This window comes from Paraburkholderia fungorum (assembly GCF_902833645.1).
Taxonomy (GTDB): Bacteria; Pseudomonadota; Gammaproteobacteria; order Burkholderiales; family Burkholderiaceae; genus Paraburkholderia; species Paraburkholderia fungorum.
This window is the reverse complement of sequence record NZ_CADFGE010000002.1, coordinates 459476-486161: the sequence shown is the minus strand read 5'-3', so window position 1 is coordinate 486161 and position 26686 is coordinate 459476. Positions and strand designations below refer to the sequence as shown.

The window sequence follows — 26686 nt, the reverse complement described above, 5'->3', positions numbered from 1 at the left end:
CGCGGCATCGGTTGTTACTGGACGCCCGGAAACCCGGAAAGGCGGAACGATTCCGCTTATATCGTGTGTCATCTTTGGTGCCGAGCCACGACCAAAGGACGGAAGGTAAGTGTCCGTCGTAGTCAGGTGAAGCGTTGCCTTTCCGCTATTTGTCGAGCGGTGAGCAGACGTCGAACCGGAGAACCCTGTCATGTCATTGCAGAAACGTCTCGATGCCTTCAAGGCGACATTCGAGTCCGGGCTGCCTCCTTACAATGTGCATCGTTCTGTCGTCGATACGCTCCAGCGGGCGACCGACGAACTGATCGAATCCGGTCTTGCTGAGCGAGCAAAAAAGGTCGGCGACGTTGCGCCGCGTTTTGTCCTGAAGGATCCAGACCACTGGCCGATCGGTTCGCGCAAGCTGATTGCCGACGGCCCGCTGGTATTGACGTTCTATCGCGGTGTATGGAGCCCATACTGCAATCTGGAGCTTCGGGCGCTGCAGGCGGCGCTGCCCGATATCGTCGCCCGTGGCGCGAGCCTGATGGCAATTTCGCCGCAGAATGGGGTCAATAGCCGCAGGACGATCCACGAGAACCGCCTCAGTTTCCCGATACTCGGAGACCCGCGCGGTGAACTGTCGGCAGCCTATGGACTGCGTGTCGCGTTGCCGGACTATCTTGTCGAGCTGTACCTGAGCACATTCGAGACCGACCTGTCGTCATTCAACGATGACCCCTCGTGGACGCTGCCGATGCCCGCGAGGTTCGTCATCGACCAGGAAGGCATCATCGCTTACGCCGAGGTGAGTCCGGACTTCACGAAACGTCCCGACCCCGCCGAGCTGCTTCCGGTTCTTGACGGACTTGCCGCCGGAGGCCGGACATGAGATTTCCGCCCCACGCCTCCAGGAGGGAAGCATTTCTCCGCTATCCGCGTAAATGTTTTTCACGCAGTTTATTTCGCGCCAACTGTAACCAGAACCCGCAATGAACCGAACTACCGAAAATGGACCGGCGAGTCCCGTCGAAGAGCGACTGAAGGGTCTATTCCTGCGGGGGCTGGATGGGAACGCAGCGGCTTATCAGGCCTTTCTCTGCGACCTGACCGGGCATCTGCGCGGATTCCTGAGAAAGCGTCTCTTCTACCTGCAGGACGATGTCGAGGACCTGGTCCAGGAGATTTTGCTGGCAGTGCATAATGGACGCCATACCTACCATCCGGACCAGCCGTTGACGGCTTGGGTGCATGCGATCGCCCGCTACAAACTGGCGGATTTTTTTCGCGCACGATCGCGCCGGGAAGCCTTGCACATGCCGCTGGACGACGAGCTCGAGATCTTCGCTACCTGCGATGTCGAACCGGCAGAGGCCCGGCGTGACCTAGGCAAGCTGCTCGAACAGTTGCCCGACCGCCAGCGCCTGCCGATTCTGCACGTCAAGCTGGAAGGGTTGTCGGTGACTGAAACCGCAAAGCTAACCGGCCTGTCGGAGTCGGCGGTCAAGGTTGGCGTGCACCGCGGTTTGAAAGCATTGGCACTAAAGTTTCAAGGCGCATCATGAAGACAGAGGATCTGGTTTCACTGCTGGCCGCGGGGGTGCCCGCTATCGATCACAACGTGTCGGCAAAGCGATTCGGCTGGGCGATGTTATGCGGCGGTGTCGGTTCCACGGTGCTCATGACAATCGTTTATGGCGTTCGCCCCGATATCGGCGCGGCGATGAAGCTGCCGCTCTTCTGGATCAAGCTGGCTCTGCCTGTGTGCCTCACGCTCGCTGCGTTGCTGGCGACGGCGCGACTGTCCCGGCCAGGATTTGCGGTAGGCCGCGCATGGGCCGCGCTTGCCGCACCTGTGCTCGCCGTGTGGATTGCGACGCTCGTCCTGTTGTGGTTGGCCCCTCCCGGTGCGCGCTTGCCCCTCGTCATGGGCAATACGTGGCGCGTGTGTCCACGTAATATCGCGTTGCTTTCAGTGCCGATGTTCATCACGGTGTTCTGGGCGATGCGCGGTCTGGCACCCACGCGACTCAGGCTGGCCGGCGCCGCAGGCGGCCTGCTGGCGGGAGCGACTGCCGCGATTGCTTACTGTTTCCACTGCCCCGAGATGGGTGTGCCATTCTGGGCCGTCTGGTATCTCCTCGGCATGCTGATTCCCACGCTTGCCGGCGTGGTGCTGGGGCCCCGGCTGTTGAACTGGTGAGTTGGACCGCTGGAAGGTCGCACTGTGTTCAGCCAGCGTTATGCAGAGATGCGTGCCGAAAGCCTGGTGCCGCGTAACTGAAACCCAACCTTACTTTTTGCGTGTTCTGTAACCAATCCGGGCAAACGGGCGAAATACCTTACGAAACGCAGGCATAAGCCTGTGCTTGAGCGATCGACGCCGGGAACTCCGGAGGACCTGGAGGGCCGGGATTAGTTGGCATTCGGGCCGGTCGATCGATACCCCCATCAATACCCCTTTGGGAGAGTAATGATGAAAGTGAACAAGTTGGCGATGATCATGGCCGTGGCAACGCTCGGCATGTCGGCGCTGGCGAGCGCTCAATCTGTACAGCCCGCTGACGCAAACTCAATGGCGGCAGGATCGAATCAAGGTCCGAAGACTCGCGAGCAGGTGCGTGAAGAATTGGCTCATGCTCGCATGAACGGTACCATCCCGCGTTTCGGTAATCCCGATCCTTATGGGCCTGGCGGCACGCCGAATTTCATCCGGCGCTGAATGGAGGGCAGGGAATAGCCAGGCAAACTGATCGTCGAGGTTCATTCCGTTCGCGGTAGTAATACGGGTACGGAAGATCATGGCGTGAAGCACGTCTCGTGGCATGCGCAAACCTGGTTCCGGTGGGAAGGGATCCGGTATTACACGGCAGCAGAGGCAGACATGTCCACTTATCCGAATTTGTCCGCGCCACCCGGCTTGACCGCTTTCGTATTCGCAGGCGGCGGCAGCCTCGGCGCGATCGAAGTTGGCATGCTGCGCGAGTTGCTTGATCATGGTGTGCATCCGGGTTGCGTGATTGGCGCATCCGCCGGTGCGATCAATGCGGCGTATTTTGCTGGCCGGCCCGACGGCGATTGCGTAGCCAAGCTCGAATCGCTGTGGTGTCGGATCAGGCGGCGGGACATCATGCCGCTCACCATGTTTGGGTTGCTCGAGATGGTGCTGAGTCGCCGCTCCCACCTTGTCGAAGCCACAGCGCTGCGCATGCTGCTGGAAAAGAATTTGTCGTTTTCCCGGGTCGAGCATGCGGCCATACCACTTCACATCGTGGCGACGGACATGCAAAGCGGCAAAGAAATTATCCTGTCGTCTGGCCCGCTGGTGGACGCCGTCCTCGCGAGCGCTGCGATTCCCGGTGTGTTCCCGCCGGTGCGCATCGACGGCGTGGATCTGGTCGATGGCGGCGTGGCCAACAATACGCCGATCTCCGTGGCCATTTCACTGGGTGCGACACGCGTCATTGTGCTTCCGGCCGGGTTTGCCTGCGCAATCCGCAAGCCGCCCGGTAACCCAATCGCGCAGGCCATGCATGCGCTGACACTTCTCATTGCGCGTCAGCTTGTGCGCGATCTGGAATCCTACTCATCCCGCGCAGAGATCTTTGTTGTGCCGCCACTGTGTCCGCTCGATGTATCGCCTTACGACTACACACAGTGCGACCGCCTGATTGAGCGTGCGGCCGCGAAGACGCGTGCATGGTTGCACGAAGGCGGTCTTGAGCGCGGACTTATCCCGGGTGAACTACGCGAACACACGCATGCATGACTGGAGCGAGCAGAAGCGCTAAACGACAGTGGCATCGTTGCCGCGATTCAGTCGCTCTCTTACGCAGTTGCGCATCGCCATGACAGCACCCGGTCACGACCTGGGCAATCTGTCGCCAAGCAGATAGTCAATCGATATCAGGCCAGGCCCCCAGGCTGCAATTCCCAGTGCCATCGCCAACCAGGTCAGATGGATGGGCCAGCCGTCCGGTACGGTCAGCTCGACAATGCACGTCATCAATATCAGGCCGGCCGCGGCGAACCGGGTTCCGAGGCCGAGCACGAGCAGCACCGGGAATGTCACCTCGCCGAGGCCCGACAGAAACGCAAAAACAGCCGGGGCGGGAAACGGATACGGGCCGCCTGGGAGGTGCAACTTGAACTCGTCCGTGAACAGGTCGATCGCCGTATCGTTCAGTTGAAGGAAGCCGTGCCATTTGAGAATGCCCGACTTCCAGAACGGCACAGCCAGAGCAAGCCGCAGGACGAGTTGAACGAGCCACGGTTGTGCGAGTTGCTGGATCAGCCGCCTCGCCGTGCCAATCGCGGATACGACTACGTCCGGAATCGGCAGTTTTACGTTCTGTAGGTTCGACATCTCTATGAATCTCCAAGTTGGACGGCGACAAACACGCCGGCTGGGATCATCCGTGTCAGGTCGGCCAGTCCGTCCGCGACGATCGCAGGCACTTGCTGATGGCTGAAACGGGTGCAACCCATCCCGTGTGCGGCAGGCATCGCGTGGAGGGGCGGTCTGTCTGGCTGACTGCCGTTGTCACCGTGGAATTGCCCATTGCCGCCCCGTTCCTCGTGTCGTTCGCCGAATCAGGACTTCAACGGAGTGAGCGAGCCGTGGCCGCCACCCGGCACTTCGATACTCGTGCAGGTGCCGCCCTGAACGAACTTCCACGAGTTACCCTGGAAATCCATCGCGGACGTGCCCTGACACGTGGTGCCGGGACCGGCGGCGCAGTCGTTTTGCCCCTTCAGGGCAACGCCGTAGCACTTCTCCTTGTGTGCGGCGACAGCAGCGGCTCCTTCGGCGGGCGTAAGTGGTGCTGCATGGGCGACTGATGCAAGCAGGCTCGCGACAACGCCGGCGAGGAGGGTGGAGCTGACCGTGATCTTTGTGGACATTGAATTTCTCCAGTGGTTGGGATGGAAGGTACCCGTGATGGATACGTGATCTAGTTCGCGGGCTGGAGATGTCCGGTTACAGGGGAATCGCTATTTTTTTGCTTTCGACCTTTGGAGCGTCGACATCTGCCAGAACCGCCGCGGCCAAACCGCTTGCAGTAGTTCGTTGCCGGTTGGCAGACGGTTACAGCACACCGCTGTTTTTTGTCGAGGGCGACAAGATGAAGCGGCTCCGGTCGTCGGAGACGAACGAGCCGCATGCGTGCCGGCTGGGTTCGGCACAGAGTTGACGGCTCGCGTTCAGCATAATTATTTTGTATCGCTAAACGAAAATGCCGATTACGTACATTCGCTATTCCTCGCGGGTTGGCATCCGAGTGGCGAAGCAAAATTCGTCGTTCGCCGTAACCGTGCGGCCGCCGGGGACGAACTATCAGTCGGATGTGGATGGTAGGGTCCTTCAGAGCCGTCGACTTCTGGTGGAGAGCCAGAGACGGGCAGGCGCTACTGACTTGCCGCCCAGGCCCTTCAGGTTACCCCGTGCATCCGACCGCCGGTTTGTTCTCTGTCCGCAGTGGAGCGCCGGGCCGTTCATGGATATTTTGGCGTTCTATCCCTATGTTACGAAAGACCCTTAGACGTGCCTGCGGTTTCGGCCTCGCGCTACGCGTGCTATGTATGCCCTGGGTGCTGTTGTGTGCTCGGATATGGTTTGGACAGGTCGTCTTCGTGCATCAGATCATGACGATGGCAGAAGGCCCCCACGATGGGCTGTTCTCCGGCGGCCTGCATGTCCCGTCCGGGCTCGATGCAGCGCTGCACAGTGTGGTGCCGTTGCTGCTTACCATGGGGCTGCTGACTCGTCCTGTCGCACTGGTGCTGCTCGTCGAAACAATCGTCGACAGTCACGGTGCGCTGGCGGTTGGCGCACAAGGAGCCAAACTTGCGCTCCTTTCGTGGCTCATCGTAAGTGGGGCGGGGGCGATATCGCTGGACAGTCTTTTGGGGCGCGGATTGTCATGGATTCCATTTCGCCCAATAAGGCTCGCGCGTGGGCTTTATGTCTGGTTCGAACGCTATCTGAGTCCGCTTCTTCACTTCGTCATTCGTGTCGGGCTTGCCGCTTCACTCGTTAACTTCGTATTGCCAACGGGTTCGTGGTTGCAGAAATCGATGTTGGGCGCCGCGGCGACCGCTCTTGTTCACCCGGCATGGTGTGCGGTGGCGCTCGCGTTAGCGCTCGCGCTTGGCTGTGCGACGCGCTTGGCCGCCCTCGTCATCGCGGTGATGGTGCCAGTGGCCGGTATCGCCATGTCGACCGACGATCGGCTGGCAGTCCTGCTTCTTCTTTTGGTGCTTGTGGTCGCAGGCGGCGGCGCATTTTCCGTCGATTGGCTGCTTGACCGGTGGACGGGCACCAGTTCGCAGGAAGACGATTCCTCCCCGGAGGATTTGCCCCATGTCGTCGTAGTCGGGGGAGGCTTTGGCGGCGTCGCAGCCGCGCAGGGACTGCGCAATGCGCGCTGTCGGATCACGCTGATCGACCAGCGCAACCATCATCTGTTTCAGCCGCTGCTCTACCAGGTGGCGACGGCCGCGCTGTCGCCCGCGGAGATCGCCACGCCGATTCGCAGCCTGTTCCGGCGGCAGCGCAACGTTCAGGTCAGGTTAGGGCAGGTGACGGGGGTGGATGCGGTCGCGCGCGAGGTACACGTGGGCACGCTATCCGTGAAATTCGACTACCTGGTACTGGCGACAGGCGCTCGCCACAGCTATTTTGGCAAGGACAGTTGGGCGCCTTTTGCACCGGGCCTGAAGAGTATCGAAGATGCGACCGACGTGCGCAGCCGCCTGTTGCGGGCATTCGAGGAAGCCGAAAGCGCGGCGGGCGAGACCGAGCGCGCCGCGTGGCTGACTTTCGTGATCGTCGGCGGCGGCCCCACCGGCATCGAACTGGCGGGTGCCATCGCCGAACTGGCCAGGCATGGGATGGCCGAGGAATACCGCAAGATCGATCCGGCTCGCGCTCGCGTGATCCTGTTGCAGTCGGGCCCGCGCATCCTGCCCACTTTCGCCGCCACGTTATCGGGCGCAGCAGAACGCTCACTGCAAGCGCTCGGGGTCGAGGTCCGGCTCGACACCCGGGTGCTGGGCGTGGACAGCAAGGGTGTCGACATTGGGGGGCAGCGCATCGCCGCGCGTACCGTTCTGTGGGCGGCGGGCGTGGCAGCGTCGCCTGCGGCTCAATGGTTGAACCGGACCGCTGATCCGTCGGGACGGCTTGCCGTGGGCGCCGACCTGTCGGTGCCGGACCTGCAAAGGATCTATGCGATAGGCGATACGGCATCCTGTCTGGGATGGCGCGGCGCAGTGGTTCCTGGTCTCGCGCCGGCGGCCAAACAGCAGGGCCTGTATGTGGCCGGCGTGATCGCGGCCAGTCTTGAGGGGCGGCCGCCGCCGCCGCCGTTTCGCTACCGGCATTTCGGCAGCCTTGCCACAATCGGACGTCAGGCGGCGGTTGCCGAGATCGGCAAACTTCGCGTATGGGGGGAGCCCGCGTGGTGGTTTTGGGGCGCAATTCATATCGCCTTCCTGGTCGGCGGACGGAACCGCGCCATCGTTATTCTCGATTGGCTCTGGGCGTATCTCACCTACCGGCGCAGCACCCGGCTCATTACAGGCGATGTACGGGACAAGACGATGGATTGATAGGGCGTGACGTTTCGAATAGACGTATCGGAACCTTGAGTGCTGCTGGTGCGCGCTCGACAAAAGCTATCCAGTCCAGGCTGTAGTCGAAGCCCGAGCAATCCGGTGTTTCTAACGTCCGGCGACTTTTTTCATCAGAAGACAAGAGGCTGCGGGTCCGCGGCCCACGTCAATGCCATGGGCATTTCCCCCCGCAAAATCGTCGCAAGCACTTGGATTGGGCTATCCAGCCGGCGCTGGGCGCCCGCCCCAAGCGACCAATTAGCGCAACGGCACAAGCGGCAAGACCGTGCGCACCGACGACGGCCCGCTCGTCCGATCTTTGCCCGAGCCAGGAGGAGAGCGGGATGGTGTCTAGGCGCGGCGGTCGCCATTACAGGGCAGCGCTGTTGTGCAGAGAACCGATCAGCGGTTCACGAGCTTGGCGGAATACGTCAACGCAAGCGTGCAGCCGACGATCATGCATGCGGCAAAGCCGAACAGGCCAGCGCTCTGCGAGTGGAACGTATCGCGCAACCAGCCGATGAAATATGTGCTGCCGAAGCCGCCGAGGTTCGCGATCGAACAGGCGAAGGCGATGCCCGCCGCCGCCGCGGGGCCTTTGAGGAAGGTCGAAGGCAGCGACCACACCACGGGCATCGCAGCGGCCGCGCCCGCATTGATCAGGGAGAACAGAATGACCGTGGCGACCGTGCCGTGGTGGCCCGAACCGGCGATAACCAGTGCAACCGCCGCCACGAGGAACGGGACCACGATATGCCAGCGGCGTTCGCGCATCCGATCGGAGCTGGCGCCGCAGTAAAGCGTGCTCAGCACGGCTAACGCATTCGGAATCGCCATCAGCCACCCAATGTGATACGGATCGGCGACGCCGGTATCGCGCAAGATCGACGGCAGCCAGAAGCTCGTCGCGTACAGCCCGAGCAGCACGCACAGATCGATGAGGCCGAGTGCCCACACCTTGAAGTCGACGAAGGCGCCGCTCAGCGAATGACTCTTGTTGCCGGACGGCTCCGCGTCGAGATTCGCGCGCAGCGTTTTCTTCTCCGCGGCGCTGAGCCAGCGGGCGGATTCGATGTTATTCGGCAGCCACGCGAGGATCGCAATGCCGAGCGCGATCGACGGCAGCGCTTCGAGCAGGAACAGCCATTGCCAGCCGCCCAGGCCGTGTGCGCCATTGAAGAACGCCATGATCCAGCCGGAAATCGGGCTGCCGATCATGCTCGACAGCGGCAAGCCGACCATGAACAGCGCCACGATGCGAGCACGGCGTGCATCGGGATACCACTGCGTCAGATAGAGCAGTACGCCCGGCAGAAATCCGGCTTCGGCGACGCCGAGCAGGAAGCGCACGATATAGAACTGCATCGGCGTGGTGACGAACAGCGTTGCGCCCGACAGCAGACCCCAGGTAATCATGATGCGCGCGATCCATAAGCGCGCACCAACCCGCTGCAGAATCAGATTGCTCGGTACTTCGAAGAGGATATAGCCGGCGAAGAACAGACCCGCGCCCAGGCCGTAGACGGTATCGCTGAACTTGAGAGCATCGAGCATCTGCAGCTTCGCGAGACCGATGTTGATCCGGTCGAGATACGCCGCGAAATAACACAAACAGAAGAACGTGATGAGACGGATCGTAACCTTGCGATAGAGATCGCTGTTGTCGGTGCTGCTCGTGTCGAGCACGGCACTGCCCTGATAAACATTCGCCATGACTGCCACTCCCGGAAGGTGGTGCGAAAAAAAGGTGGATGTCGTGCGACAGAGATCACTCGCACTTCGCTTGAAGATATCTGTGTATCACGCTAAAAACGTAGCGTATACACTCCAAAATACGGTGCGGGAAAACACCGGTCCAAGCCCATAAAATTTCCTCGTCGATTCGCTCAATCAAGCGAAAAATGCCCGTAATTCGTGCTTTTTCACGGGCATGTTCGTGCTTCCTGCACAGCGGAAGTGCATGAAAAATGTAAAGCGTGTTAGCTACAAATAAGCTGCACGACGCGGCAGCTTGATCAAGGTCGTATTGAGGGTCCGGTTAGGGGGTGTACACTCTTTCTCTTTCGTCTTCAGGCCGCCCGGCCTTGTACCCCTATGGCGCCGCGCAAGGATTCCTACGACTTTCACGATCAGATCGGCCACTTGTTGCGTCGTGCGTATCAACGGCACGTCGCGATTTTTCAGGAAGAGATTCCTGATTCCGATCTGACCGCCGCACAGTTCGTCGCACTGTGTGCGGTCAAAGAGCAGCAACCGTGCTCACTGAACGACATCGTCAAAGCAACCGCGATCGATCAGGCGACGATCCGCGGCGTCGTCGAGCGCCTGAAGGCGCGCGCGCTGATCGAGGTGGGCGCCGACCCGAACGACGGACGCAAGCTTGTTGTGCGTCCCACCGCTGCGGGCCTCGCACTGATCGAGCGCACCGTGCCGTTCGCCCAGGAGGTCACGGAGCGCACCTACGGCGCGCTGAATGCGGGCGAGCGCGTCGCCATACTGTTTCTGCTGCGCAAAATGATGGAGTCGGATGCAGACGGCGAGTAGGTGAGTCACACCGTAATTGTCTTGCCTGGCTCCTAAATATTCGTCGCCTGCGCCGGTTCAGCCGCCAGCAGCTTGCCGGCGGCGCGCAAACCTTCGCGCACAGTCTCTGGCGTGAACGGCGGCGCGAGCAGGCGCACGCCAGTCGCGTCGTAGATCGCATTCGCGAGCGCGGCGGGTCCAGGCACGGAGGCCGATTCGCCGGCGCCCAGCGGCGGTTCGCCTTGACGCGGCATCAGCACGATGTCGACGGCCGGCAATTCCGGAAAAGTCAGGATCGGATAACTGCCCCATTCGCGGCTCGCCACCTTGCCGTCGACGAATCGCACGCGCTCCTTGAGCGAGCGGCTCAGTACCTGGATCACGTTGCCGTGAATCTGATGACGCACGCCGTCGGGGTTGATCATCGTGCCGGTGTCCTGGCCGATCGTGATGCGCTCGACCCGCACCTGCCCGGTCATCCGATCCACCACGAGTTCCACCGCCCACGCCGACCATGCCGCGCCAAAGCCTGGAAAGCGGCTGTGCACGTAGCGTGCGTATGCAATGCCATGTCCGCGCGCATAGCGCCCGTCAGCCGCTTCACTGCCGCGCTTGCGATGCTTCCATCCGGCGCGCGCGGCAAGCGCTTCAAGCAGTTCGGCGGCGCGTGTGTCGTTCAGATGGCGCAACCGAAAATCCAGTGGGTCACAGCCGGTTAGCGCGGCCATTTCATCGGCGAACGAATCGTGCGCGAACGAGTTGGGCAGCGCCGACACACCGCGAAACCATGATGAACGCACGAGCGGGGCGAGATCGTCGCATGCAAAACGGCGGTGTGGGCTTTCGTACGGCGAGACAGCGGTGCGGTCACCCATTTCGAAGACGCGCGCTTGTGAGGCGACGGCGCCTGTCAGCAGCGACGCGAGCAACGGTGCATCGTTCGACGGATAGCGCGTCACGAAGTCGTAGCCGAGCAGACGGCCGTCGTCGCTGACCGTGCCGGTGACGTCCACCACCTGGCCACAGCCTTTCGGCTCCCACGTGTGTTCGTCGGCACGCGAAAGCTGCACGCGCACCGGCGCCCCGACCGCGCGCGAGAGCAGCAGCGCGTCGCCGCAGACGTCGTCCGCACAATTGCGACCGTAGCAACCTGCCGCTTCCATGCGGACGACGTCGATATCGGCTTCGTCGCGTTGCAGGAGGGTCGCGAGATCGAAGCGTAGCGAGACCGGATTCTGCGTGCCCGACCAGACGGTGATGCGTCCCTTGCCGGGTTCGCGAAAGTCGGCCACCGAGCACGATGGACCGATCGAGCCATGCATCTGATAAGGCCATACGTAGGTGCGTGACAGCGTGATCGTGCCGGGCAGGCCGCGCACGGATTCGACGTCGCCTTCTTCCAGCAGAGGCCGTCGTTTTGCCGGCGCAGCGGAGATCGCAGCGCCTGGATCATCCAGAGATTCGAGCGGCGGTAGCGGCTTCCATTTGACGCGCAACTCGCGTGCGGCACGAATCGCCTGTTCTTCGCGCTCGGCCACGACGCCGATGAAATCGCCGATCACCACCACGTCTCGTACACCGGCAATATGGGCGACGGATTCGCGTTCAACCTGCTCGAAAGATGTGCCGACGAAAGCGCCGCTATCGATGCCGCTATAAGGCGGACGCACCACCCGCCCGTGCAGCATGCCGGGCACGCGCATGTCATGCACAAAGGTCAATGCGCCGGTCGCCTTCGCCGGCAGATCGACGCGCGGCGATGAACGCCCGACGAGCCGGTACGTCGATGGATCCTTGACGGGTGTGGCGATGTCGAGTTCAAGCGTCATGCTGCGGCCAGCGAGCAGTTCGGCAAAAGTCACATGTGCGCGGTTCGGGTTGGCCGCGCAGAAAATCCGGGCGTCGTCAGTGGCAAGCTGTTCTATGGCGACGCCGAGGCGCTGCGCCGCGAGTTCGAAGAGCGCGCCGCGCGCCTGCGCCGCCGCACAACGCAGCGGTACCGCCGAAATCTGGATCGTCGCGCTGGCGATCGTGGGACCCTGATTCGGCGTGGCGGCGGTGTCGCCGAGCAGCACCGTGACGCGCCTGGCCGGCACGTCGAGTTCTTCCGCGACGATCTGACCGAGTGATGTGCGTATGCCCGTGCCGAGATCGACGTGACCGTTGAACGCGAGGATCCGTCCGTCATCGAGTATCGCGACGAAGACTTCGGGTATGTCCGGCACGTAGGTCGAGAGGCTGCCGGGCTGTCCCGCAGCGGGCCTGACGGGCGCAGCCGGCCGGCGGATCACGGCCAGGCGGCCGATGCGTGCCAGAAGTTCGGAGCGGTTCACGGGCAGAGTCCCAGGATGTGCACCATGCTCATGCGTCAACGCACGCGCTGCTCGATCGCGACCAGCGCGTCCGTGAGCGGCATGACCGCGGCATACTTCTGCTGCATATCGAACAGGTTCGCGTCGTGCGGGCCGACGGCTCGATCGCCGACACAGTCGGACAACACCAGCGGCCGGAACCCATACGACATCGCATCGACAACGCTGGCCCGTACGCAGCCACTCGTCACGGCACCTGCCACGAGCAGCGTTTGCACGGCGCGCTGCGTAAGCCACGGCGCGAGTTGCGTGCCAAAGAACGCGGACGGCACGGTCTTGCGCACCACCAGTTCGCCTTTCGCGGGTGTCAGTTCCGGCACGATCGCGCTATTGGGATGGTCTTCGGTGAGCGTCGCCATGCCCGGCACCTTCAGCGAGAACACGTTGTCGTCGCTGCCGTCCTCCGCGTAGACGATGCGGCTGTGTGCGACCGGCCAACCCGCGGCGCGGGCGTGGGCAAGCGCCGTCTCGGTACGTGCGATCGCCGGTGCGATATTGCCGCCGCCGAATGTAGACGGATCAGCAAAGCCGACCACGAAGTCGACGATCAAGAGGCCAATATTGCCGTGCACGGGCAGCGGTGTGCCGAACCCTTGCTGCTGATACACATGGGCTTCGGCGTGCGTTTGGGGAGCATTCATCGCATCAGGTCTCAGAGGGTCGATTCGATTACGCGGCCGTCGCGCACGACGACATCATCGTCGAGCAGCACGGTGCAGTGGCGCAGCGGAATATCGATGTGGCAGGTCGTGGTGCGGCTGCCGCCGCCTTCGTTGTTCGGGCCGAGCGAGAAGAGGAAATTGCCCTCGAACGCGCGCGCATCCATGCCGATGGTCGCTTCGCGATCGTAGAGCCCGAGCGTCGACCAGCGCGCACGCGGCTGCAGCCCCCAGCCGATATGCGAGATCGCATAGCCTTCAGGGTCATTGAAGGTTTTCATATAGTCGCGCAGCAACGCGGCATCGACCCCCCCTTCGATCTTTGTCGCATAGCCGCCTTCAACAGTCAGCACGATCGGCTCGCTCACATAGCGTTTCTGCGGCAGCAGGATGTCGCCGCGATCGATCACGATCGTGCCGTGCGCGGTGCGATCGTTCGGATAGGTCAGCGCGAAGCCGCTCGGCCAATGGTCCCAGCGGCCGGGTTCGTCGACGAAACCGTATTCGGCGGTGGGTCCGAACTCGCCAAGCGGACACACGAGCGACGTGCCGGCCGGGGACGTCACGCGCATTTCCCGCGCGGCGGAGATGCGCTTCGCGGCGCCCAGCACCCGCGTGCGGTCGGCCTGGGTCGGCACCATGCGCACGAGCACCTCGGGAGGTTCGACGGCCAGCAGGATTTTCGTGCCGGACTTCAGAATGTCGTGCTGCTCGGGGGAGAACAGCAGGGTCATCAGATCGAGCACGAGATCGCTCGCTTTCAGCGCGGCGATCGCGGGGCCGTTGCCGGTGAGTGGCGTGGTGCCCAGATAGGCGAGCGAATCGCGGCTGAATGCCTTCTCGCCGTTCACCGGCGGCAGATCGAGCCGATTGACGATCGCGCCCATCGATTGCGTCGCGATGAGTGCGCACGACAAGGTCTGCGGATGCGTGGCCGGGCTCGTCAGGATCGTGACGCTCTGGCCGGGTTCGAGGCGAGAGAGCGTGAGCACTTCCTTCCACGCTTCGATCAATTGGTAGTCGCTGACTGGCATCGACGGTTCCTTTTTACGGTCAGTAGACGAGCGGCGCGCCGAGGAAGTCGCTGAAGGCGGCGTAAAAGCCGGCAGCGTTGTCCCACGGAATCATGTGGCCGGCGTTGGGCACGCGTACGTGCAGCATCGCCGGTGTGGCGCGCTGCAGTTCGGCGACGTCCTCGTCGCGCACCACGTCGCCGTTCTGCGCGGTCATCAGCAGCGAGGGCACCGTAAGACGGGCGGCGTCCGCGTGGAAATCGTCGGTGTGGAAGCCTTCATAAGAGGCGAGTACCGCGCGCTCGTCGCAGGTATGCAGCCATTCGGCGCGCAACTGGCGTTCGGCTTCCGTCCAGGTCGGGCAGAACGCGCGCATGCCTTCGGCGTCGGTGCCGCTTCGCGCGAGCGCCATCGAATCGACGTACCAGGGCAGCTTGCCTGGATAGTCGCGGCGGCCGGGTCCGGAAACCGGCGGATCGATCAACGCCACCGATACGAGTCCGCGCGGCGCATGCAGCGCGGCGCGCGCCGCGATGCGCGCGCCCATGGAATGGCCGACCAGGCTGAATTCACGCAGACCGAGCGCCGCGACGAACGCGGCCACGTCGGCGGCTTGCGCGTCGAGGCTGTAGTCGAGGGTCGGCGATGCCGACGACAGGCCACGGCCGCGTACGTCGAGTACATAGGTGTCGTGCGTGCGGCCCAGCACTTCGCCGACGAAGCCCCACGTGATCGCCGGGCTGGTAATGCCCGGAATCAGCACAATGGCGGGGCGATTCGCGCGTGAACCGTCGGCGCCGCCGTAGCGCAGATAGTGCTGGCGGATGCCGTTGGCCGCGACGTTCGCGCCGTACAGGAAGGTAGTCATGGTGCGTCCTCCTGCGGTGGCGGTCAGTAAGCGCCCGACAGCAGGGCGCCTGCGCCCGGCACGATCGGTTCGAGATCGAGTTCGCGCAGCATCGCGTAGGTGGTGGCGATCGCGGCCGTAATCACCGGCTTGCCCGTCATGGCCTCGACCTTGGCGACCGCCGGCAGTGACGGCATCTGTACGCAGGCGGACAGCACGATTGCGTCGGCCTGTTCGAAAGGCATGCTTTTGACGATGTCGGGCAAGCGCGCGGGATCGTGGCGGCCCACATCCAGGTTGTCGGGGATTTCGAGCGCACGATAGTCGATGACTTCATACCCTTCGTGGCGGATGTAGTCGACCACGAGCTCGGTCAAGGGCTTCATATACGGCGCCACGACGATGACGCGTTTGGCGCCGATCACACGCAGTGCATCGACCAGTGCCCCCGCGCTCGTCAGGACAGGCGCCTGGCCGCCGTTTTCCGCCGTGCGCTGCGTCAGGCGTGCCTGCGACACGCGGTGATAACCGTGACCCATAGCCATGATCGCGACGAGGCAGGCGTAGCCGAGCACGTCGACGCGCGCGTCGGACAACTCGAGTGCGCAGCGGTCCGACTCGGCATCCATTGCCGCCAGTTCTTCCTTGACGACCTTCTTCATGCGCATTCGGCTCGAATGGAAGGTGAAACGCTGCGGGCGGATCGTCTCGCGCAGTCGCAGCATGGCCGGGATCTCGGTTTCCATCGTGGTGTTTGAGCTCGGCACGATCTGGCCGATCCGGTATGTCCTGGTCATTGTGATGCTCTCCGGTCAATGTGAGTGATGCCCGGCGCCTTGCGACGGCGAGGGGCGTCGTACGTTGAAGCAAAGTCTAGTGTGTGCATTATAAAAATTCAACAGAATAAAAATGTTCATGGCGAGCGACAGCAAGAATAAACGCGTGAATGCACGTATATAGGCGATAACGTTGGCGTTGGAGTGTACAAAAATTTTTGTTGTCGAAAGAATTTCGAATGTGTACGCTACATTTAATCGAACTCAACCGGGCCGTCGAAGCATGTCGCTGGGCGGGCGCACGAACAGGAGAACATCATGAGAAAAACCCGTATCGCCGTTATCGGCGCAGGCCTCGGCGGCACGGCGGCTGCCGCGTTGTTGCAACGCAGCGGTTATGACGTCAGGCTCTACGAGCAGGCTCAGGCGTTTTCACGCCTGGGTGCGGGTATTCACCTGGGGCCGAATGTGATGAAGATCATGCGGCGCATCGGCTGCGAGGACGCTCTGAACCTGATGGGTTCGCATCCCGACTTCTGGTACAGCCGCGACTGGAAAACGGCCGAAGCGATCTCGCAGATCCCGCTCGGCGATCACGCGCTCAAGGCCTATGGCGCGAGCTATCTGACGGTCCATCGTGGCGACTTTCATGCACTGATGACCGAGGCGGTTGCGCCCGGCACGATCGTCTTCGGCAAATGCCTGAGGTCTGTCGAGGACACCGGCAGCGACGTGCGTATGACTTTCGCGGACGGCTCGGTCGAGACGGCCGACATCGTGATTGGTGCGGACGGCGTCAACTCGAAGATTCGCGATCACCTGCTGGGCTCGGAGCCGCCGCGTTATACGGGCTATGTTGCGCATCGCGCGGTCTTTCCCGCGTCGCTGCTCGGCCACAAACCGTATGACATGTGCGTGAAGTGGTGGTCGGAAGATCGTCACATGATGGTCTACTACGTGACCGAGGCGCGCGACGAGTACTACTACGTCACGGGCGTGCCGCAGGCCGAGTGGCCCACGGGGGTATCGATGATGGAAAGCAGCCGCGAAGAAATGCGTGAGGCGTTCGCGGGTTTTCATCCGGACGTGCAGAATCTGATCGACGTATCGCCGTCCATTACGAAATGGCCTTTGCTCGAACGCGATCCGCTGCCGTTGTGGAGCCGTGGCCGCCTGGTGCTACTCGGCGACGCATGTCATCCGATGAAGCCGCACATGGCGCAGGGCGCGGCGATGGCGATCGAAGACGCAGCCATGTTGACGCGTTGTCTCGACGAAGTGGGCGTAAGCGACTACGCGGGTGCCTTCGCACTGTACGAAGCGAACCGCGCGGCGCGCGCCTCCAAGGTCCAACTGGTCTCGCACAACAACACGTGGCTGCGCACGAATGAAGACCCGTCGTGGGTCTTTGGCTACGACGTGTTCAACGTACCGCTCGTGTCGCCGGCCGCCGAGGTCGCTTCGGCCTGAGTGTGTGAGCGGCAAGCACGCGATACGGAAGCGCGTGGCGCCGGCGCTATAGCGCGCTGCGTGCTTCCGCTGTAACGTCGTCCCTTTTCATTTATGAACAGGCCCAGATATGGCGCATTCGAGTCCGCCCGCCGGTCCGCTGACGCTCACCGTCAACGGCGTTCGTCGCACCGTTCAGGGCGCCACGACGGACACGCCGCTGCTGTATATCCTGCGCAACGACTTCGAACTGAATGGGCCGAAGTACGGTTGCGGCCTCGGGCAGTGTGGCGCGTGCACGGTGATCGTCGACGAGCAGCCGACGCGTTCGTGCGTCGTGCCGGCGAGCATTGCGATCGGGCGCGAAGTCACGACGCTCGAAGGACTGGGGACGGCGGATGCGCTGCACCCGGTGCAGCGCGCGTTCATCGACGAACAGGCGGCGCAGTGCGGTTACTGCCTGAACGGCATGATCATGAGCACGAAGGCGTTGCTCGACCGTAACCCGGAGCCTGACGACGACGCGATCCGCGACGCGCTGCGCTTCAATCTGTGCCGATGCGGCACGCACTTCGAGATCGTCAACGCGGTGCGTCGCGCCGCGCAATATCTGCGACATGAAGGTGTGCATGAATCAGAACGGTGACGACGTCGTAGCGGTGCGTGATGATGAACGTACGCTTGAGTCTTTGCGCGGGAACGAAAAAACCGGTGCGGCACTGTACCGGTCGGAAAGGTATCAATGGCCCGTACGAACGCAAACGGGCGATGCAGCTGCTATGACCTATGCGGACCTGATGGTCGAGACCGGCCACGAGCGCGACGGCACGATGACAACGTGGCAATACCGTGCGCGGCTGGAGCACAACGAGGTTCCAGCGTGCGATGACGGCGTCGAGCCTGGCGCGCCTTTGCTGGTATACCGGCACGCTCAGACGTCCGTGGCAGTCGAAGCTTCTGCGGCCCGGGCAATTCCTGTTCAGGCGCACGCATTTGCCCGCGAATCGTTCATCGACGAACTCGCTCATGCGCTGCACCGCGACCCTGTCGCGTTGCGCCTGCAGCACCTCGACACGCAGCGTGACTGCGGCGCGCGCGAAACGATCCGCATGGTGACCGAGCGTGCCGCGTGGGGCGGGGCGCTCGCGACTCAGGTTGAGCCGGCGTCGCCCTGGGTTCGCGGCCGCGGCTTCGCGTTCGACGGCGAAGCGCTCGAACCCGGCGCGCCGCTATCGTCGGATGAGAAAGGCAGTTTGCCTGTGCGCGTCACAACGGGAACCCCGAATCCGGGTGCTGATAGTTGGACTGCGTGGGTCGTGGACGTCGACGTGAATCGTGAAACTGGCGATGTCGCGATCAGACGCGTGGTCGCGGGCCGTGGTTCCGGCGAGCCGGGTGCCGCGCGCGTCTCGGGCTTGCCGTCGTGGCAGGTGGCCGATGCGGTCGAGCGCTCCACCGGCGTGCGCTTTCTTGCCCGGTCAGCCCACGATGAAACCGGCGTTGCGAACGGCGATGCCGCGGTGTCGCATGAACTGAGTGTGGCGGGGAGAGCGCTGAACGAATCGACTGCCGGGACGGCGCGTACCTTGACGAGCGTGGAGGCCGACACGATAGAGCGTGCTGCGGCGCCCGCCGCCGCCGCGATTGCGAACGCCTTGTTCGACGCAACCGGCGTGCGTTTCCGTGCACCCCCGTTCGACGCGGAGCGCATCCGCCGCGCGTTGGCTGACGCACCTTCCGCTACGTTGGCTGAGGCGCCGGCGCAGATGCGTCGTCCGTCGCGTTGGCGGCGTTGGTTGGCCGGGGGCGGTATCGGGGGCGTGATGGGCGGATTGATCGGCCTTGCCTGCTCGATCCTGCCAGGGCCGGCGCCGATCGCACCTATTTCCACCATCGATACTTCGCTGTGGTCGCCGGCTACGCTCGAACGCGGTCGTCAGATCGCCGCCGCAGGCGACTGCGCGGTCTGCCACACCGCGCCGGGCGGCAAGACCAATGCCGGCGGCTTCGCGCTCGACACGCCGTTCGGCACCGTCTATTCGACCAATCTCACGCCCGATGCGCAGACCGGCATCGGCACCTGGTCATACGAAGCGTTTGCGCGAGCGATGCGCGAAGGTATTTCGCGCGACGGCTCGCATCTCTATCCGGCGTTTCCGTACACCGCGTTCGCGAGGATGAGCGAGTCCGACATGATGGCGCTCTACGCGTATCTGATGTCGCAAGCGCCGGTCAGAAACGCGCCACCGAAAACGAATTTGCCGTTCCCGCTCAATCAAAGACGACTGGTGGCCGGATGGAATTGGCTGTTTCATGACACACGTCCGTTCGTCCCCGACGAGACGCGCTCGGCGCAGTGGAATCGCGGCAAGTATCTGGTCGACGGCGCGGGGCATTGCGGCGCGTGCCATACACCGCGCAATGCGATCGGCGCGGAGAAGGGCGGTTTTGCGTATCTGTCGGGCGGGAGCGCGGAAGGCTGGGACGCGCCGTCGCTGGTGGCTTCGCGAGCGTCGCCGGTGCCGTGGTCCGAGGCCGCGCTATTCGACTATTTGCGCACGGGCTTTTCTGCGGAACACGGTGTGGCGGCGGGACCGATGGCGCCCGTCGTCGCCGGGCTCGCTACACTTCCGGAATCCGATGTACGCGCGATGGCTCACTACGTCGCCTCGTTGTCGCCACCCGTTGACGCGGAGGTGTCTGCCCGTGCTGCGGCCACGCGTTCAATTGCCACAGACGCGGGCTCGACGACGCTTGGCTTCGAAAACGGCCGCCGCATTTTCGAAGCATCGTGCGCGGTGTGCCATGCGGAATCGGGCGGCGTCGGCCATTTCGGCGTGCGTCCGTTGATGGGGCTGAACACCAGCGTTGCACAGGCCTCACCGGACAATCTTCTGCATGTGTTGCAACATGGGATCGATCAGCCCGCAACGGAATCGCTCGGTTACATGCCCGGATTCGGTGACGTATTCGACGACAAGCAGATGGCTGAGCTCGCGTCGTATATCCGCGCTCGTTATGCACCGGGGCAGCCAGGCTGGCGTGATCTTGAATCGGCGTCCGCAGGCCTGCGCTCGCGGGCGCACTGACGCCGGCTGAAAATATTGCCCGATTTGGTGCAATTCCCTGTGGGTTGGTCACAAAAGACGTGGTCTATTAATGACCTGATGTATCGGCGTTCCGGATAAACAGCGTGATCGCGGAGCCTTGATGGGCACAGATCAACATTCGGTCTCCGCCATATTTCAGACGAAAAATGTTGCCGCAGGTCGGGAGGCGTCACGCTAGGTAGCGGGTCGAATTGGGGATATTTGAAAGAAGATCTGAGACAGTCGGCAACTTGCGCGTGACAGGTCGCGTTCCGGTGCCGTAACTCGAAGCCGTGCAACGGTTGGGGGACGCGTCAACCTGGTCACAGTTCGTCAAGTAAGCTGATTCGATGCAGTCAGCGCTGCAGCCCGACGCGATAGCGACAAGAAGCCTTCCGGGATGAATGACGAAACGCTGGCATGGATTGCCGCGACGGTTAAGGAGTCGCGGAGAGTGCATGGAATAGAGTCTGATCACTGGACCAACGCACGTTTGTGCATCGTGCTTCATCGTCGGCTGGGCGTTGAGTATTCTCGACGTTATGTCTGGGAAATTGCCACGCGGGCCGGCGTGGCAGACCTGCTGACAAAGCTTCGTAGCTGATCGGCAGTCTATGCAAAAATATGTCGTCAACACTTCCGCAGACCACATGAGTTCGAACTCCGGGCTGAAGCCAATCGCCGCAAAGCGCCTTCAGGCAGCAAAACTACTCGAGAGAGGCTGGCCTGTTGATAGCGTCGCCGAGACCGCGGGAATGAACGTTCGAACGGTCAAGGAATACAAAGCCATGCTGGACGCAGGAGGCATCGAAAAAATCGAACGAATCAGCGTGGGCGGACGAAAATCGGTGCTGGACGACAAAGCCCGAGCCTGGATTGTCAAGACGGTAAAGGGGTCGCCCCGGTTGCACGGTTTTGAAACGGATCGCTGGTCAAATCCGAAATTGCCGACTGTTATCGAGCGCGAGTTCGGCCTGCGGTTTTCCGACGTGTACATCCGGAAACTCACCATTGATCTCGGGTTACTTGACCGGATGCAGCCGCACAAGGCGCCGAGCCGACGAGCACCCGGAACTATCGACGCTGCGGCGCTTGCCTGGATCGCGTCAGCTTTACGGCAGTCTCCCCCGGGAACAGGGCATCGATGCTGACCATTGGTCGAATGGGCGCCTTAGAACGGCCATCGAGACGAAGTTCGGCGTGCGCTACTCGCGTTTCTATATCTGGCATCTCGCAACAGGATTGGGCCTGTCGCATGTGCTGATCAATATGCGAAAGTAATCGTTGGTCAACACGTGTAGGAGTGCCGGCGCGTCAGACGTTCGAGTGTGTGCAACTCCGGCACCGCCCTTAGGGCGCCTGTCCACACCCGTGTGATGTGGGCAGCGGAATAGTGCACACGGGGAACAGGCACGGCGGTTGTGAATCGCTAGGGGGAGGGGTCCGGGGAGGGATTGAACTCTACGCTCAATGAATATCTAAAAGCTTGCGCTACGCAGCGCATGCCACCGACCGACCTGCTCCCCAATCCGAGAATACGTCGCGACGCTGAAGTAGCACCGGACGATGTCTGATTTTGAATGGCCTCAGCACTGAGTTCAGTAACTGATTCGCAGACACCCCACACTCGGTCTCAGGCCGCCGGGTTGTACTGACCGGCCCGCGTGCAAAGCTTGCGCGGATGCGGAGAGTCAGCTTGAGCGCTTACAGCTACGACGCGTTGGAACCGCTTGTCGACACTCGCATGCGCGTGCATGTAAAAGTTATGGACATTCCGTAATAGCGACCTTTCTGAACCGCTTTGCTCAGGATGCTCACCAAATAGTCGGTATCCATCGTCGGCTTTGCCGGCATTCTTTTCAGGGGAGGCAGCGAGCGATTAGCTGGCTATCTCGTGCTGATTGCGGTCCGCAGGTTCTTTCTCCGGGGTTGCATTTCTACGCGCTTCCTCGACACAGCTGTCGACGTTATCCTGCCGACCATTGCGCTCGCCAGCCTTTTTAGCGAGGTTGAAATAGGCGTTCGCTATGCGGCGCAGGTCTTCCTCCGACGCATCTTCGATACCAATTAAGCGATTGCTGGCCGCGTGGTTTGCTGCAAGCAGTTCGTTCAGCTTCAAATGAACGGCAACACTGTCCTTGTTCTGACTTTGCTGAATCAGAAACACCATGAGGAACGTGATGATGGTGGTGCCGGTGTTAATCACCAACTGCCAGCCGTCCGAATAGTGGAACAGCGGGCCGGTTACTACCCACGCTACAACAACAGCGACAGCCAGGCAGAATGCGAGGGGCGAGCCCGCCCATCGAGTTACCAGGCTGGCGAACGCGTCGAAAACTTTTGTGACGGGGTGTCCGCTTGCATACGCCGGGCTGGACGTGTCCGGCATAGAAGCAATTTCATCGGTTGGACCGCTGGCGGCATCGTTCGTCATATCGTTCTCCCCGAAGGATAAGGTTCATCGTTCACAGCAAGTTTTGTACCGGCCGCACGCGTGCGGTTAGTGGCGACTGAACCAGGCATCTCGGCTGCGAGAATACGCGCGTCGACCCGTCGGGTGGTACGAGGGTTGCTCCTTCGTCAAGGCCGCAGTGTTGCCCTGCCCTGCTTCCCGGGAGAGTTTATGTCACTCGCTGGTCATCCTCGCGAGACGGTCCGCAAGCCAAGGAAAAAAGGTAAATTTGATGAAGCGCAGGAGATAGTTCTGCGCTTCTCGTCGGACCGCTGCATGACCTTAGGCGCGAGCATCGCGTTTTACTCGGCATTTTCCTTAGCCCCGACATTATTAATCGTGCTTGGGGTCGCAGGCTGGTTTTTTGGGGCGGATGCGGCACGCGGGGAGTTGTTTGCACATATGAAAGGCATACTCGGCTCCGACGCAGCTGCAGCCATGCAGGATATCGTCGGCCATGCCCGTTACGCCGAGGGAAAAGGGGTGGCTGCAGTCATCTCAGTCTTGTTGCTTGTGGTCGGCGCTTCTGCGACATTCACTTCGCTCAACACCGCTCTTGATGTCGTGTTTGACGCCGAGCGAAAATCTGGCATCGAAGGCTTCGCCCTGTTACTTCGCGCGCGCCTGATGTCCTTTGGGTTGGCAATGGGACTCGGATTTCTGATGGTCGTCTCGCTGGTGCTGGATGCCGCGATTCAATTTGCTGGACACGCCATTTTTGGCGACAAGCCCGTCGTAGTCTTCGCCCTTGTGCTGCAATCAATTCTTGCGTTCGTAGCTCTGACGGCAGGCTTTGCTGCATTGATAAAGTGGCTGCCAGACGTGTCCGTAAGATTTCGGCACGCGCTGGCCGGTGCAGCCCTCGCTGCAGTCCTGTTTACAGCGGGTCGATATCTGTTTGGCTTTTATTTGTCGCATGCTGGAACGGCGAACGCGTTCGGCGCCGCGGGCTCGCTTGCTGTGCTCATGATGTGGTTGTATTTCTGTGCGCTTGTATTTCTGCTGGGCGCCGAAACGACAGCCGCAATTCGGCGGAATAGGATGTCCGCGCTACATCCGAAGGCGATCTGAACGCAAGCGAGCAGAAAACGCGACGCAGCTTGGACCGAAGGACAAAACCCAACTAATCCAATTGTCGGGTGACCGAAAACGCCGCCAGCACGTGCTTGAGCTCATCAGCCTCCAACGCTCGATTGTGTCGGGTAGGCGGAAGCGTTACAACATCCGATGGCTTGAGTGCTGCGACAGGATTCGAGTCTACTCGTCCGCTGATAATCGCTCGTCTGAATACAGCGTCAAGGTGTTGGCGCAAACGTATTGCGATGTGAGGAGCGCCCCGGCCTTGCGTTCATCGCCTGAAAGAGTTTTGCGCTTTGCAATCGATTGGATCAGGTCATACAGGTGCGCCACTGTGATGTCGCGAATTGGCATTGCACCGAGCTGCGAGTCCTTCACGTAGCGTGCAAGGAAGCGCGTGGCTTGACCGTGATAGTACGCGGTCCAGTTCCCTCGGTTGTCGCTCAGCCATTCCTCACACACCGGCCAGAGCGCGTTTTTGTAATGGGCAACGTTCTGCTGTTGAAGATGCTTTTCGTGTGCCTTTGGATGAACCCCGGACGCGACAAGGCTGGCTGCAGCGTTACGAAGTTGACGAGCGTCCGCGATAGAGAGATCGGGAAATCGGCCGAGGGTGTAACTGCAATCCTTGCCATCCAACCGGTAGTCAAATTTCCACACCTTCGAACCTGAGACCGACACCAGCAGATACATGGAGTCGCTGTCACGAATCTTATAGGGCTTGTCTTGCGGCTTGGCGTTCAGCAGTAGCGGGTAGGTTAGCTTCAGGGAGTTCTCCTCGACGGAAAACTACCATGAATTTGACCCACGATTGACCTGCAAAATCGTCGGAAGCCCTTGGATTACTCTGGATCAAACCGGATAGCTCACCATGGACCGGAGGCGCAACCGAAGCGAACGTATAAAGTTTCAGCCATTCGCTGTAACCCTTTACCAGAAAGCCTCCTGAGCGTTCTATGTATTGCTGGCGGGACGTTTCATAGACTTTCCGGAGTGCGAACCACGGCACGTGCGGCAAGTCGTGATGCACCAGATGGTAGTTGTTGTTCAGAAACAGCAACCGCCAGAACCACGCAGCCTCGTTGATAACGGTGCGATGCTCGTAAGCATGTGCCGCACGGTGCTCCTGAAACGAGCGGATCGAACCCAGCGACAACGATCCATAACCCGCACCGACGATAAAGACCCACGCCGGGATCGAGCAGACGCGCTGCAGCCACACCGTCAGTGCGGCTAGCGCGGCCAGATGGGCAAGCCACATCGGCACGTCACGCCAATCGCCACGTTTGATTTTGCCGAGCGCATCCGCGCCAGTTGCCGCGATTGCGAAAGCCGGGCCGACCAGCAAGCGGCCGCCAAAGGTATTGCGCAGGGTCAGCAGCGCACGAATCGCAAAACCGGCGCGTTGCCACACAGGCTGACTCACGAAATAGCTTTCGGGATCGTGCTCCGGGCGCGTCAGATGCGGATCGTCGTGATGCTGAAGATGCGCATCGCGGTAGACGCTGTACGGAAACCACACTGCGAGCGGCGCGAAGCCCAGCAGTGCGTTCAGGCGCGGCGAGCGCGTCGGGTGACCGTGCAGCAGTTCGTGCTGCAGGGACATGTACCAGGCGCCCAACAGCGCCAGCAGCGCGGTCGTCAGCGGCAGGCCGAGCGCGTGCGCGTGCATCGCTACGCCGAACCAGCCTCCATAAATCGTGACGATCAGCAGCCACGTCGGCCATTGTGTGCGCCATGTCCAGCTTGCGGCCTGGTGGGCGAGTGCCTTGCGTTGCGTGTCGTCGAGATATGTCGCCATCGGCTGGATCGGTCGGAATGCAGGTTTAGACCGATCCTACGGACCAATTGGCAGCACTAGAACCATTTTGTTCAGCAATGCATCTGCATATAGATGCAAAAGCCGGGGGACACATCGCGGGCCCTTACGCAATGCGGCCCGACGCTGCCTGCCGCCCAGAACGCTTTGTGAACCTCGGGCAAGCGGCGCTCAACCACCGTCCGCCACGCGGCACGCATGATCGAGCAAACCTTCTGCCGTGCCGCTGCCATTGTCGATATCCAGACCGCTATTCACGATGAGCCAGCCGTCCTGTGCCGCCGATGGCCCCGCGCCGGTCACGAGGACGGTTTGCATCGCCATTGCCTGGCTGTTCGGGTTGTCACGCGCAACGATGCGAAACGGATTGTCGGCCTGAGTGAGGGACGTGACGCGCATGATCCGGTAGCGCTGGCCGTCGAGCGTATCCCAGTGCCACTCGCCGGGAGTGTCCTTCGCGTGACGCGCCAGCGCGTCGCTGATCTTGCCCTGCATGCAATCGATATGAATATGCAACTGGTTCTGCGAGCGGCGAAATTGCGAATTGATCTCGAGGCCGAGTTGATTGTCGGGAAGGGTCCGCTTGACGGACTTCTCGACGTAAAGCCGCGAAGTCCATGCGTCGTCCCAGTAGTCGGGCGCGTTCGGCGCCAGAATGAACGGGCTTTCGATGCCGGTGACGCGATCGGTCGGAATCAGCAGATGCTGCGAGCGGCCGACGATATCCTTCAGGATCGCGTAGCGTTTGTCGAGATTGACGACGGTACATTGGCCCGGTGTGCCGGTGGCTTGTTGCGACGGCACGCAACGCACGTCGACGATTTTCCAGAGCGCATTCGAATCGATTGCGGCAAGGCGCGCGCAGGCCGCGGCGGTGCAGGCGAGCGCCAATGCCGCGACGGTTCGCAGAATCGTTTGCCGAAGACGCGCGTGCTTTAACCTGCTGGTCGTCAGCACTCGGATCGGCAGTTTTTGAGCGGTGTGTTCAACGGCATCCTTGAGAGGCATCTTCAG

At 61.7% G+C, this 26686-nt stretch carries 26 protein-coding genes; 13 read left to right on the top strand and 13 right to left on the bottom strand.

Annotation, left to right across the window (positions count from 1 at the left end; translation table 11 throughout):
- The first annotated feature begins 190 nt into the window (after positions 1-190).
- The 5 genes from HWX91_RS08880 to HWX91_RS08860 all read left to right on the top strand — a co-directional run bounded on the left by HWX91_RS08880 (position 191) and on the right by HWX91_RS08860 (position 3748).
- Complete coding sequence (locus HWX91_RS08880; protein ID WP_028194774.1) at positions 191-871, top strand: peroxiredoxin-like family protein; 681 nt, start codon at positions 191-193, stop codon at positions 869-871.
- Positions 872-971: 100 nt separating this feature from the next.
- Positions 972-1544, top strand: coding sequence for a sigma-70 family RNA polymerase sigma factor (locus tag HWX91_RS08875; RefSeq protein WP_028194773.1), 573 nt, complete (start codon positions 972-974; stop codon positions 1542-1544).
- On the top strand, positions 1541-2182 hold the full coding sequence (locus HWX91_RS08870; protein WP_028194772.1) for a DUF1109 domain-containing protein: 642 nt from the start codon (positions 1541-1543) through the stop codon (positions 2180-2182). The genes HWX91_RS08875 and HWX91_RS08870 overlap by 4 nt, the downstream gene beginning before the upstream one ends.
- Positions 2183-2452: 270 nt before the next feature.
- Positions 2453-2701, top strand: coding sequence for a DUF4148 domain-containing protein (locus HWX91_RS08865; RefSeq protein ID WP_081832943.1), 249 nt, complete (start codon positions 2453-2455; stop codon positions 2699-2701).
- 162 nt (positions 2702-2863) lie between these two features.
- The gene (locus HWX91_RS08860; protein ID WP_042274023.1) at positions 2864-3748 is read left to right on the top strand and encodes a patatin-like phospholipase family protein; all 885 of its coding nucleotides are present in this window, start codon (positions 2864-2866) and stop codon (positions 3746-3748) included.
- 93 nt (positions 3749-3841) lie between these two features.
- On the opposite strand, the gene HWX91_RS08855 is transcribed toward HWX91_RS08860, so the two are convergent.
- Together HWX91_RS08855 and HWX91_RS08850 are read right to left on the bottom strand one after the other, a co-directional pair.
- Positions 3842-4345: a DoxX family protein gene (locus HWX91_RS08855; protein ID WP_102857546.1), complete on the bottom strand. Its 504-nt coding sequence runs from the start codon at positions 4343-4345 to the stop codon at positions 3842-3844.
- A gap of 227 nt (positions 4346-4572) precedes the next feature.
- Positions 4573-4884 (bottom strand): BufA1 family periplasmic bufferin-type metallophore, encoded by a 312-nt coding sequence (locus tag HWX91_RS08850; RefSeq protein ID WP_028194768.1) that lies wholly within the window; start codon positions 4882-4884, stop codon positions 4573-4575.
- A gap of 678 nt (positions 4885-5562) precedes the next feature.
- Between HWX91_RS08850 and HWX91_RS08845 the strand changes: the two genes are divergently transcribed.
- Positions 5563-7593, top strand: a complete 2031-nt coding sequence (locus tag HWX91_RS08845; protein ID WP_244144029.1) for an FAD-dependent oxidoreductase — start codon at positions 5563-5565, stop codon at positions 7591-7593.
- A gap of 405 nt (positions 7594-7998) precedes the next feature.
- Here HWX91_RS08845 and HWX91_RS08840 read toward each other — a convergent pair whose 3' ends face one another.
- On the bottom strand, positions 7999-9309 hold the full coding sequence (locus HWX91_RS08840) for an MFS transporter (RefSeq protein ID WP_028194766.1): 1311 nt from the start codon (positions 9307-9309) through the stop codon (positions 7999-8001).
- Between the two features lie 381 nt (positions 9310-9690).
- Between HWX91_RS08840 and HWX91_RS08835 the strand changes: the two genes are divergently transcribed.
- The gene (locus HWX91_RS08835; protein ID WP_028194765.1) at positions 9691-10140 is read left to right on the top strand and encodes a MarR family winged helix-turn-helix transcriptional regulator; all 450 of its coding nucleotides are present in this window, start codon (positions 9691-9693) and stop codon (positions 10138-10140) included.
- Between the two features lie 32 nt (positions 10141-10172).
- Here HWX91_RS08835 and HWX91_RS08830 read toward each other — a convergent pair whose 3' ends face one another.
- From HWX91_RS08830 to HWX91_RS08810, 5 genes are read right to left on the bottom strand one after another with little or no spacing between them, the layout of a single operon-like run.
- Positions 10173-12452: a xanthine dehydrogenase family protein molybdopterin-binding subunit gene (locus HWX91_RS08830; RefSeq protein ID WP_028194764.1), complete on the bottom strand. Its 2280-nt coding sequence runs from the start codon at positions 12450-12452 to the stop codon at positions 10173-10175.
- Between the two features lie 35 nt (positions 12453-12487).
- Positions 12488-13132, bottom strand: coding sequence for an isochorismatase family protein (locus tag HWX91_RS08825; protein ID WP_028194763.1), 645 nt, complete (start codon positions 13130-13132; stop codon positions 12488-12490).
- Positions 13133-13143: 11 nt separating this feature from the next.
- Positions 13144-14184: a 2,5-dihydroxypyridine 5,6-dioxygenase NicX family protein gene (locus tag HWX91_RS08820; RefSeq protein WP_028194762.1), complete on the bottom strand. Its 1041-nt coding sequence runs from the start codon at positions 14182-14184 to the stop codon at positions 13144-13146.
- A 19-nt stretch (positions 14185-14203) separates the two neighbouring features.
- Positions 14204-15031, bottom strand: a complete 828-nt coding sequence (locus HWX91_RS08815; protein ID WP_028194761.1) for an alpha/beta fold hydrolase — start codon at positions 15029-15031, stop codon at positions 14204-14206.
- A 23-nt stretch (positions 15032-15054) separates the two neighbouring features.
- Positions 15055-15807 carry a maleate cis-trans isomerase family protein gene (locus tag HWX91_RS08810; RefSeq protein WP_028194760.1) on the bottom strand — a complete coding sequence of 251 codons (753 nt, stop codon included), beginning with the start codon at positions 15805-15807 and terminating at the stop codon, positions 15055-15057.
- A 297-nt stretch (positions 15808-16104) separates the two neighbouring features.
- Between HWX91_RS08810 and HWX91_RS08805 the strand changes: the two genes are divergently transcribed.
- The 5 genes from HWX91_RS08805 to HWX91_RS08785 all read left to right on the top strand — a co-directional run bounded on the left by HWX91_RS08805 (position 16105) and on the right by HWX91_RS08785 (position 21475).
- Complete coding sequence (locus HWX91_RS08805) at positions 16105-17256, top strand: FAD-dependent monooxygenase (protein ID WP_028194759.1); 1152 nt, start codon at positions 16105-16107, stop codon at positions 17254-17256.
- Between the two features lie 109 nt (positions 17257-17365).
- The gene (locus HWX91_RS08800; RefSeq protein ID WP_028194758.1) at positions 17366-17881 is read left to right on the top strand and encodes a (2Fe-2S)-binding protein; all 516 of its coding nucleotides are present in this window, start codon (positions 17366-17368) and stop codon (positions 17879-17881) included.
- Between the two features lie 133 nt (positions 17882-18014).
- On the top strand, positions 18015-20324 hold the full coding sequence (locus HWX91_RS08795) for a c-type cytochrome (RefSeq protein WP_375792411.1): 2310 nt from the start codon (positions 18015-18017) through the stop codon (positions 20322-20324).
- 400 nt (positions 20325-20724) lie between these two features.
- Positions 20725-20928, top strand: a complete 204-nt coding sequence (locus HWX91_RS08790) for a helix-turn-helix domain-containing protein (protein ID WP_127837997.1) — start codon at positions 20725-20727, stop codon at positions 20926-20928.
- A 46-nt stretch (positions 20929-20974) separates the two neighbouring features.
- Positions 20975-21475, top strand: a complete 501-nt coding sequence (locus tag HWX91_RS08785; protein WP_127837998.1) for a terminase gpP N-terminus-related DNA-binding protein — start codon at positions 20975-20977, stop codon at positions 21473-21475.
- Positions 21476-22203: 728 nt separating this feature from the next.
- Here HWX91_RS08785 and HWX91_RS08780 read toward each other — a convergent pair.
- The gene (locus HWX91_RS08780; protein WP_030100372.1) at positions 22204-22758 is read right to left on the bottom strand and encodes a low affinity iron permease family protein; all 555 of its coding nucleotides are present in this window, start codon (positions 22756-22758) and stop codon (positions 22204-22206) included.
- Positions 22759-22947: 189 nt separating this feature from the next.
- Here HWX91_RS08780 and HWX91_RS08775 point away from each other — a divergent pair, with 189 nt between their 5' ends.
- Positions 22948-23847, top strand: coding sequence for a YihY/virulence factor BrkB family protein (locus HWX91_RS08775; protein WP_028194757.1), 900 nt, complete (start codon positions 22948-22950; stop codon positions 23845-23847).
- Positions 23848-23899: 52 nt separating this feature from the next.
- Here the strand turns inward: HWX91_RS08775 and HWX91_RS41280 are convergent, their stop codons facing one another.
- From HWX91_RS41280 to HWX91_RS08760, 4 genes are all read right to left on the bottom strand, one after another.
- Positions 23900-24088 carry a hypothetical protein gene (locus tag HWX91_RS41280; RefSeq protein WP_375792412.1) on the bottom strand — a complete coding sequence of 63 codons (189 nt, stop codon included), beginning with the start codon at positions 24086-24088 and terminating at the stop codon, positions 23900-23902.
- Positions 24034-24546 (bottom strand): integrase arm-type DNA-binding domain-containing protein, encoded by a 513-nt coding sequence (locus HWX91_RS08770; RefSeq protein ID WP_028194756.1) that lies wholly within the window; start codon positions 24544-24546, stop codon positions 24034-24036. The genes HWX91_RS41280 and HWX91_RS08770 overlap by 55 nt, the downstream gene beginning before the upstream one ends.
- Positions 24547-24565: 19 nt before the next feature.
- Positions 24566-25654 (bottom strand): fatty acid desaturase, encoded by a 1089-nt coding sequence (locus tag HWX91_RS08765; protein WP_028194755.1) that lies wholly within the window; start codon positions 25652-25654, stop codon positions 24566-24568.
- A 189-nt stretch (positions 25655-25843) separates the two neighbouring features.
- Entirely contained in the window at positions 25844-26680 is an 837-nt protein-coding gene (locus tag HWX91_RS08760) for a CDP-diacylglycerol diphosphatase (protein ID WP_042274017.1), read from the bottom strand.
- Positions 26681-26686 lie beyond the last annotated feature (6 nt).

Excerpts from the sequence above, each read along its gene's own strand:
- HWX91_RS08880 (WP_028194774.1), top strand. The coding sequence starts at position 191 with ATGTCATTGCAGAAACGTCTCGATGCCTTCAAGGCGACATTCGAGTCC.
- HWX91_RS08875 (WP_028194773.1), top strand. The coding sequence starts at position 972 with ATGAACCGAACTACCGAAAATGGACCGGCGAGTCCCGTCGAAGAGCGA.
- HWX91_RS08870 (WP_028194772.1), top strand. The coding sequence starts at position 1,541 with ATGAAGACAGAGGATCTGGTTTCACTGCTGGCCGCGGGGGTGCCCGCT.
- HWX91_RS08865 (WP_081832943.1), top strand. The coding sequence starts at position 2,453 with ATGATGAAAGTGAACAAGTTGGCGATGATCATGGCCGTGGCAACGCTC.
- HWX91_RS08860 (WP_042274023.1), top strand. The coding sequence starts at position 2,864 with ATGTCCACTTATCCGAATTTGTCCGCGCCACCCGGCTTGACCGCTTTC.
- HWX91_RS08855 (WP_102857546.1), bottom strand. The coding sequence starts at position 4,345 with ATGTCGAACCTACAGAACGTAAAACTGCCGATTCCGGACGTAGTCGTA.
- HWX91_RS08850 (WP_028194768.1), bottom strand. The coding sequence starts at position 4,884 with ATGTCCACAAAGATCACGGTCAGCTCCACCCTCCTCGCCGGCGTTGTC.
- HWX91_RS08845 (WP_244144029.1), top strand. The coding sequence starts at position 5,563 with ATGCCCTGGGTGCTGTTGTGTGCTCGGATATGGTTTGGACAGGTCGTC.
- HWX91_RS08840 (WP_028194766.1), bottom strand. The coding sequence starts at position 9,309 with ATGGCGAATGTTTATCAGGGCAGTGCCGTGCTCGACACGAGCAGCACC.
- HWX91_RS08835 (WP_028194765.1), top strand. The coding sequence starts at position 9,691 with ATGGCGCCGCGCAAGGATTCCTACGACTTTCACGATCAGATCGGCCAC.
- HWX91_RS08825 (WP_028194763.1), bottom strand. The coding sequence starts at position 13,132 with ATGAATGCTCCCCAAACGCACGCCGAAGCCCATGTGTATCAGCAGCAA.
- HWX91_RS08820 (WP_028194762.1), bottom strand. The coding sequence starts at position 14,184 with ATGCCAGTCAGCGACTACCAATTGATCGAAGCGTGGAAGGAAGTGCTC.
- HWX91_RS08815 (WP_028194761.1), bottom strand. The coding sequence starts at position 15,031 with ATGACTACCTTCCTGTACGGCGCGAACGTCGCGGCCAACGGCATCCGC.
- HWX91_RS08810 (WP_028194760.1), bottom strand. The coding sequence starts at position 15,807 with ATGACCAGGACATACCGGATCGGCCAGATCGTGCCGAGCTCAAACACC.
- HWX91_RS08805 (WP_028194759.1), top strand. The coding sequence starts at position 16,105 with ATGAGAAAAACCCGTATCGCCGTTATCGGCGCAGGCCTCGGCGGCACG.
- HWX91_RS08800 (WP_028194758.1), top strand. The coding sequence starts at position 17,366 with ATGGCGCATTCGAGTCCGCCCGCCGGTCCGCTGACGCTCACCGTCAAC.
- HWX91_RS08795 (WP_375792411.1), top strand. The coding sequence starts at position 18,015 with ATGACCTATGCGGACCTGATGGTCGAGACCGGCCACGAGCGCGACGGC.
- HWX91_RS08790 (WP_127837997.1), top strand. The coding sequence starts at position 20,725 with ATGAATGACGAAACGCTGGCATGGATTGCCGCGACGGTTAAGGAGTCG.
- HWX91_RS08785 (WP_127837998.1), top strand. The coding sequence starts at position 20,975 with ATGAGTTCGAACTCCGGGCTGAAGCCAATCGCCGCAAAGCGCCTTCAG.
- HWX91_RS08780 (WP_030100372.1), bottom strand. The coding sequence starts at position 22,758 with ATGACGAACGATGCCGCCAGCGGTCCAACCGATGAAATTGCTTCTATG.
- HWX91_RS08775 (WP_028194757.1), top strand. The coding sequence starts at position 22,948 with ATGTCACTCGCTGGTCATCCTCGCGAGACGGTCCGCAAGCCAAGGAAA.
- HWX91_RS08770 (WP_028194756.1), bottom strand. The coding sequence starts at position 24,546 with ATGTATCTGCTGGTGTCGGTCTCAGGTTCGAAGGTGTGGAAATTTGAC.
- HWX91_RS08765 (WP_028194755.1), bottom strand. The coding sequence starts at position 25,654 with ATGGCGACATATCTCGACGACACGCAACGCAAGGCACTCGCCCACCAG.
- HWX91_RS08760 (WP_042274017.1), bottom strand. The coding sequence starts at position 26,680 with ATGCCTCTCAAGGATGCCGTTGAACACACCGCTCAAAAACTGCCGATC.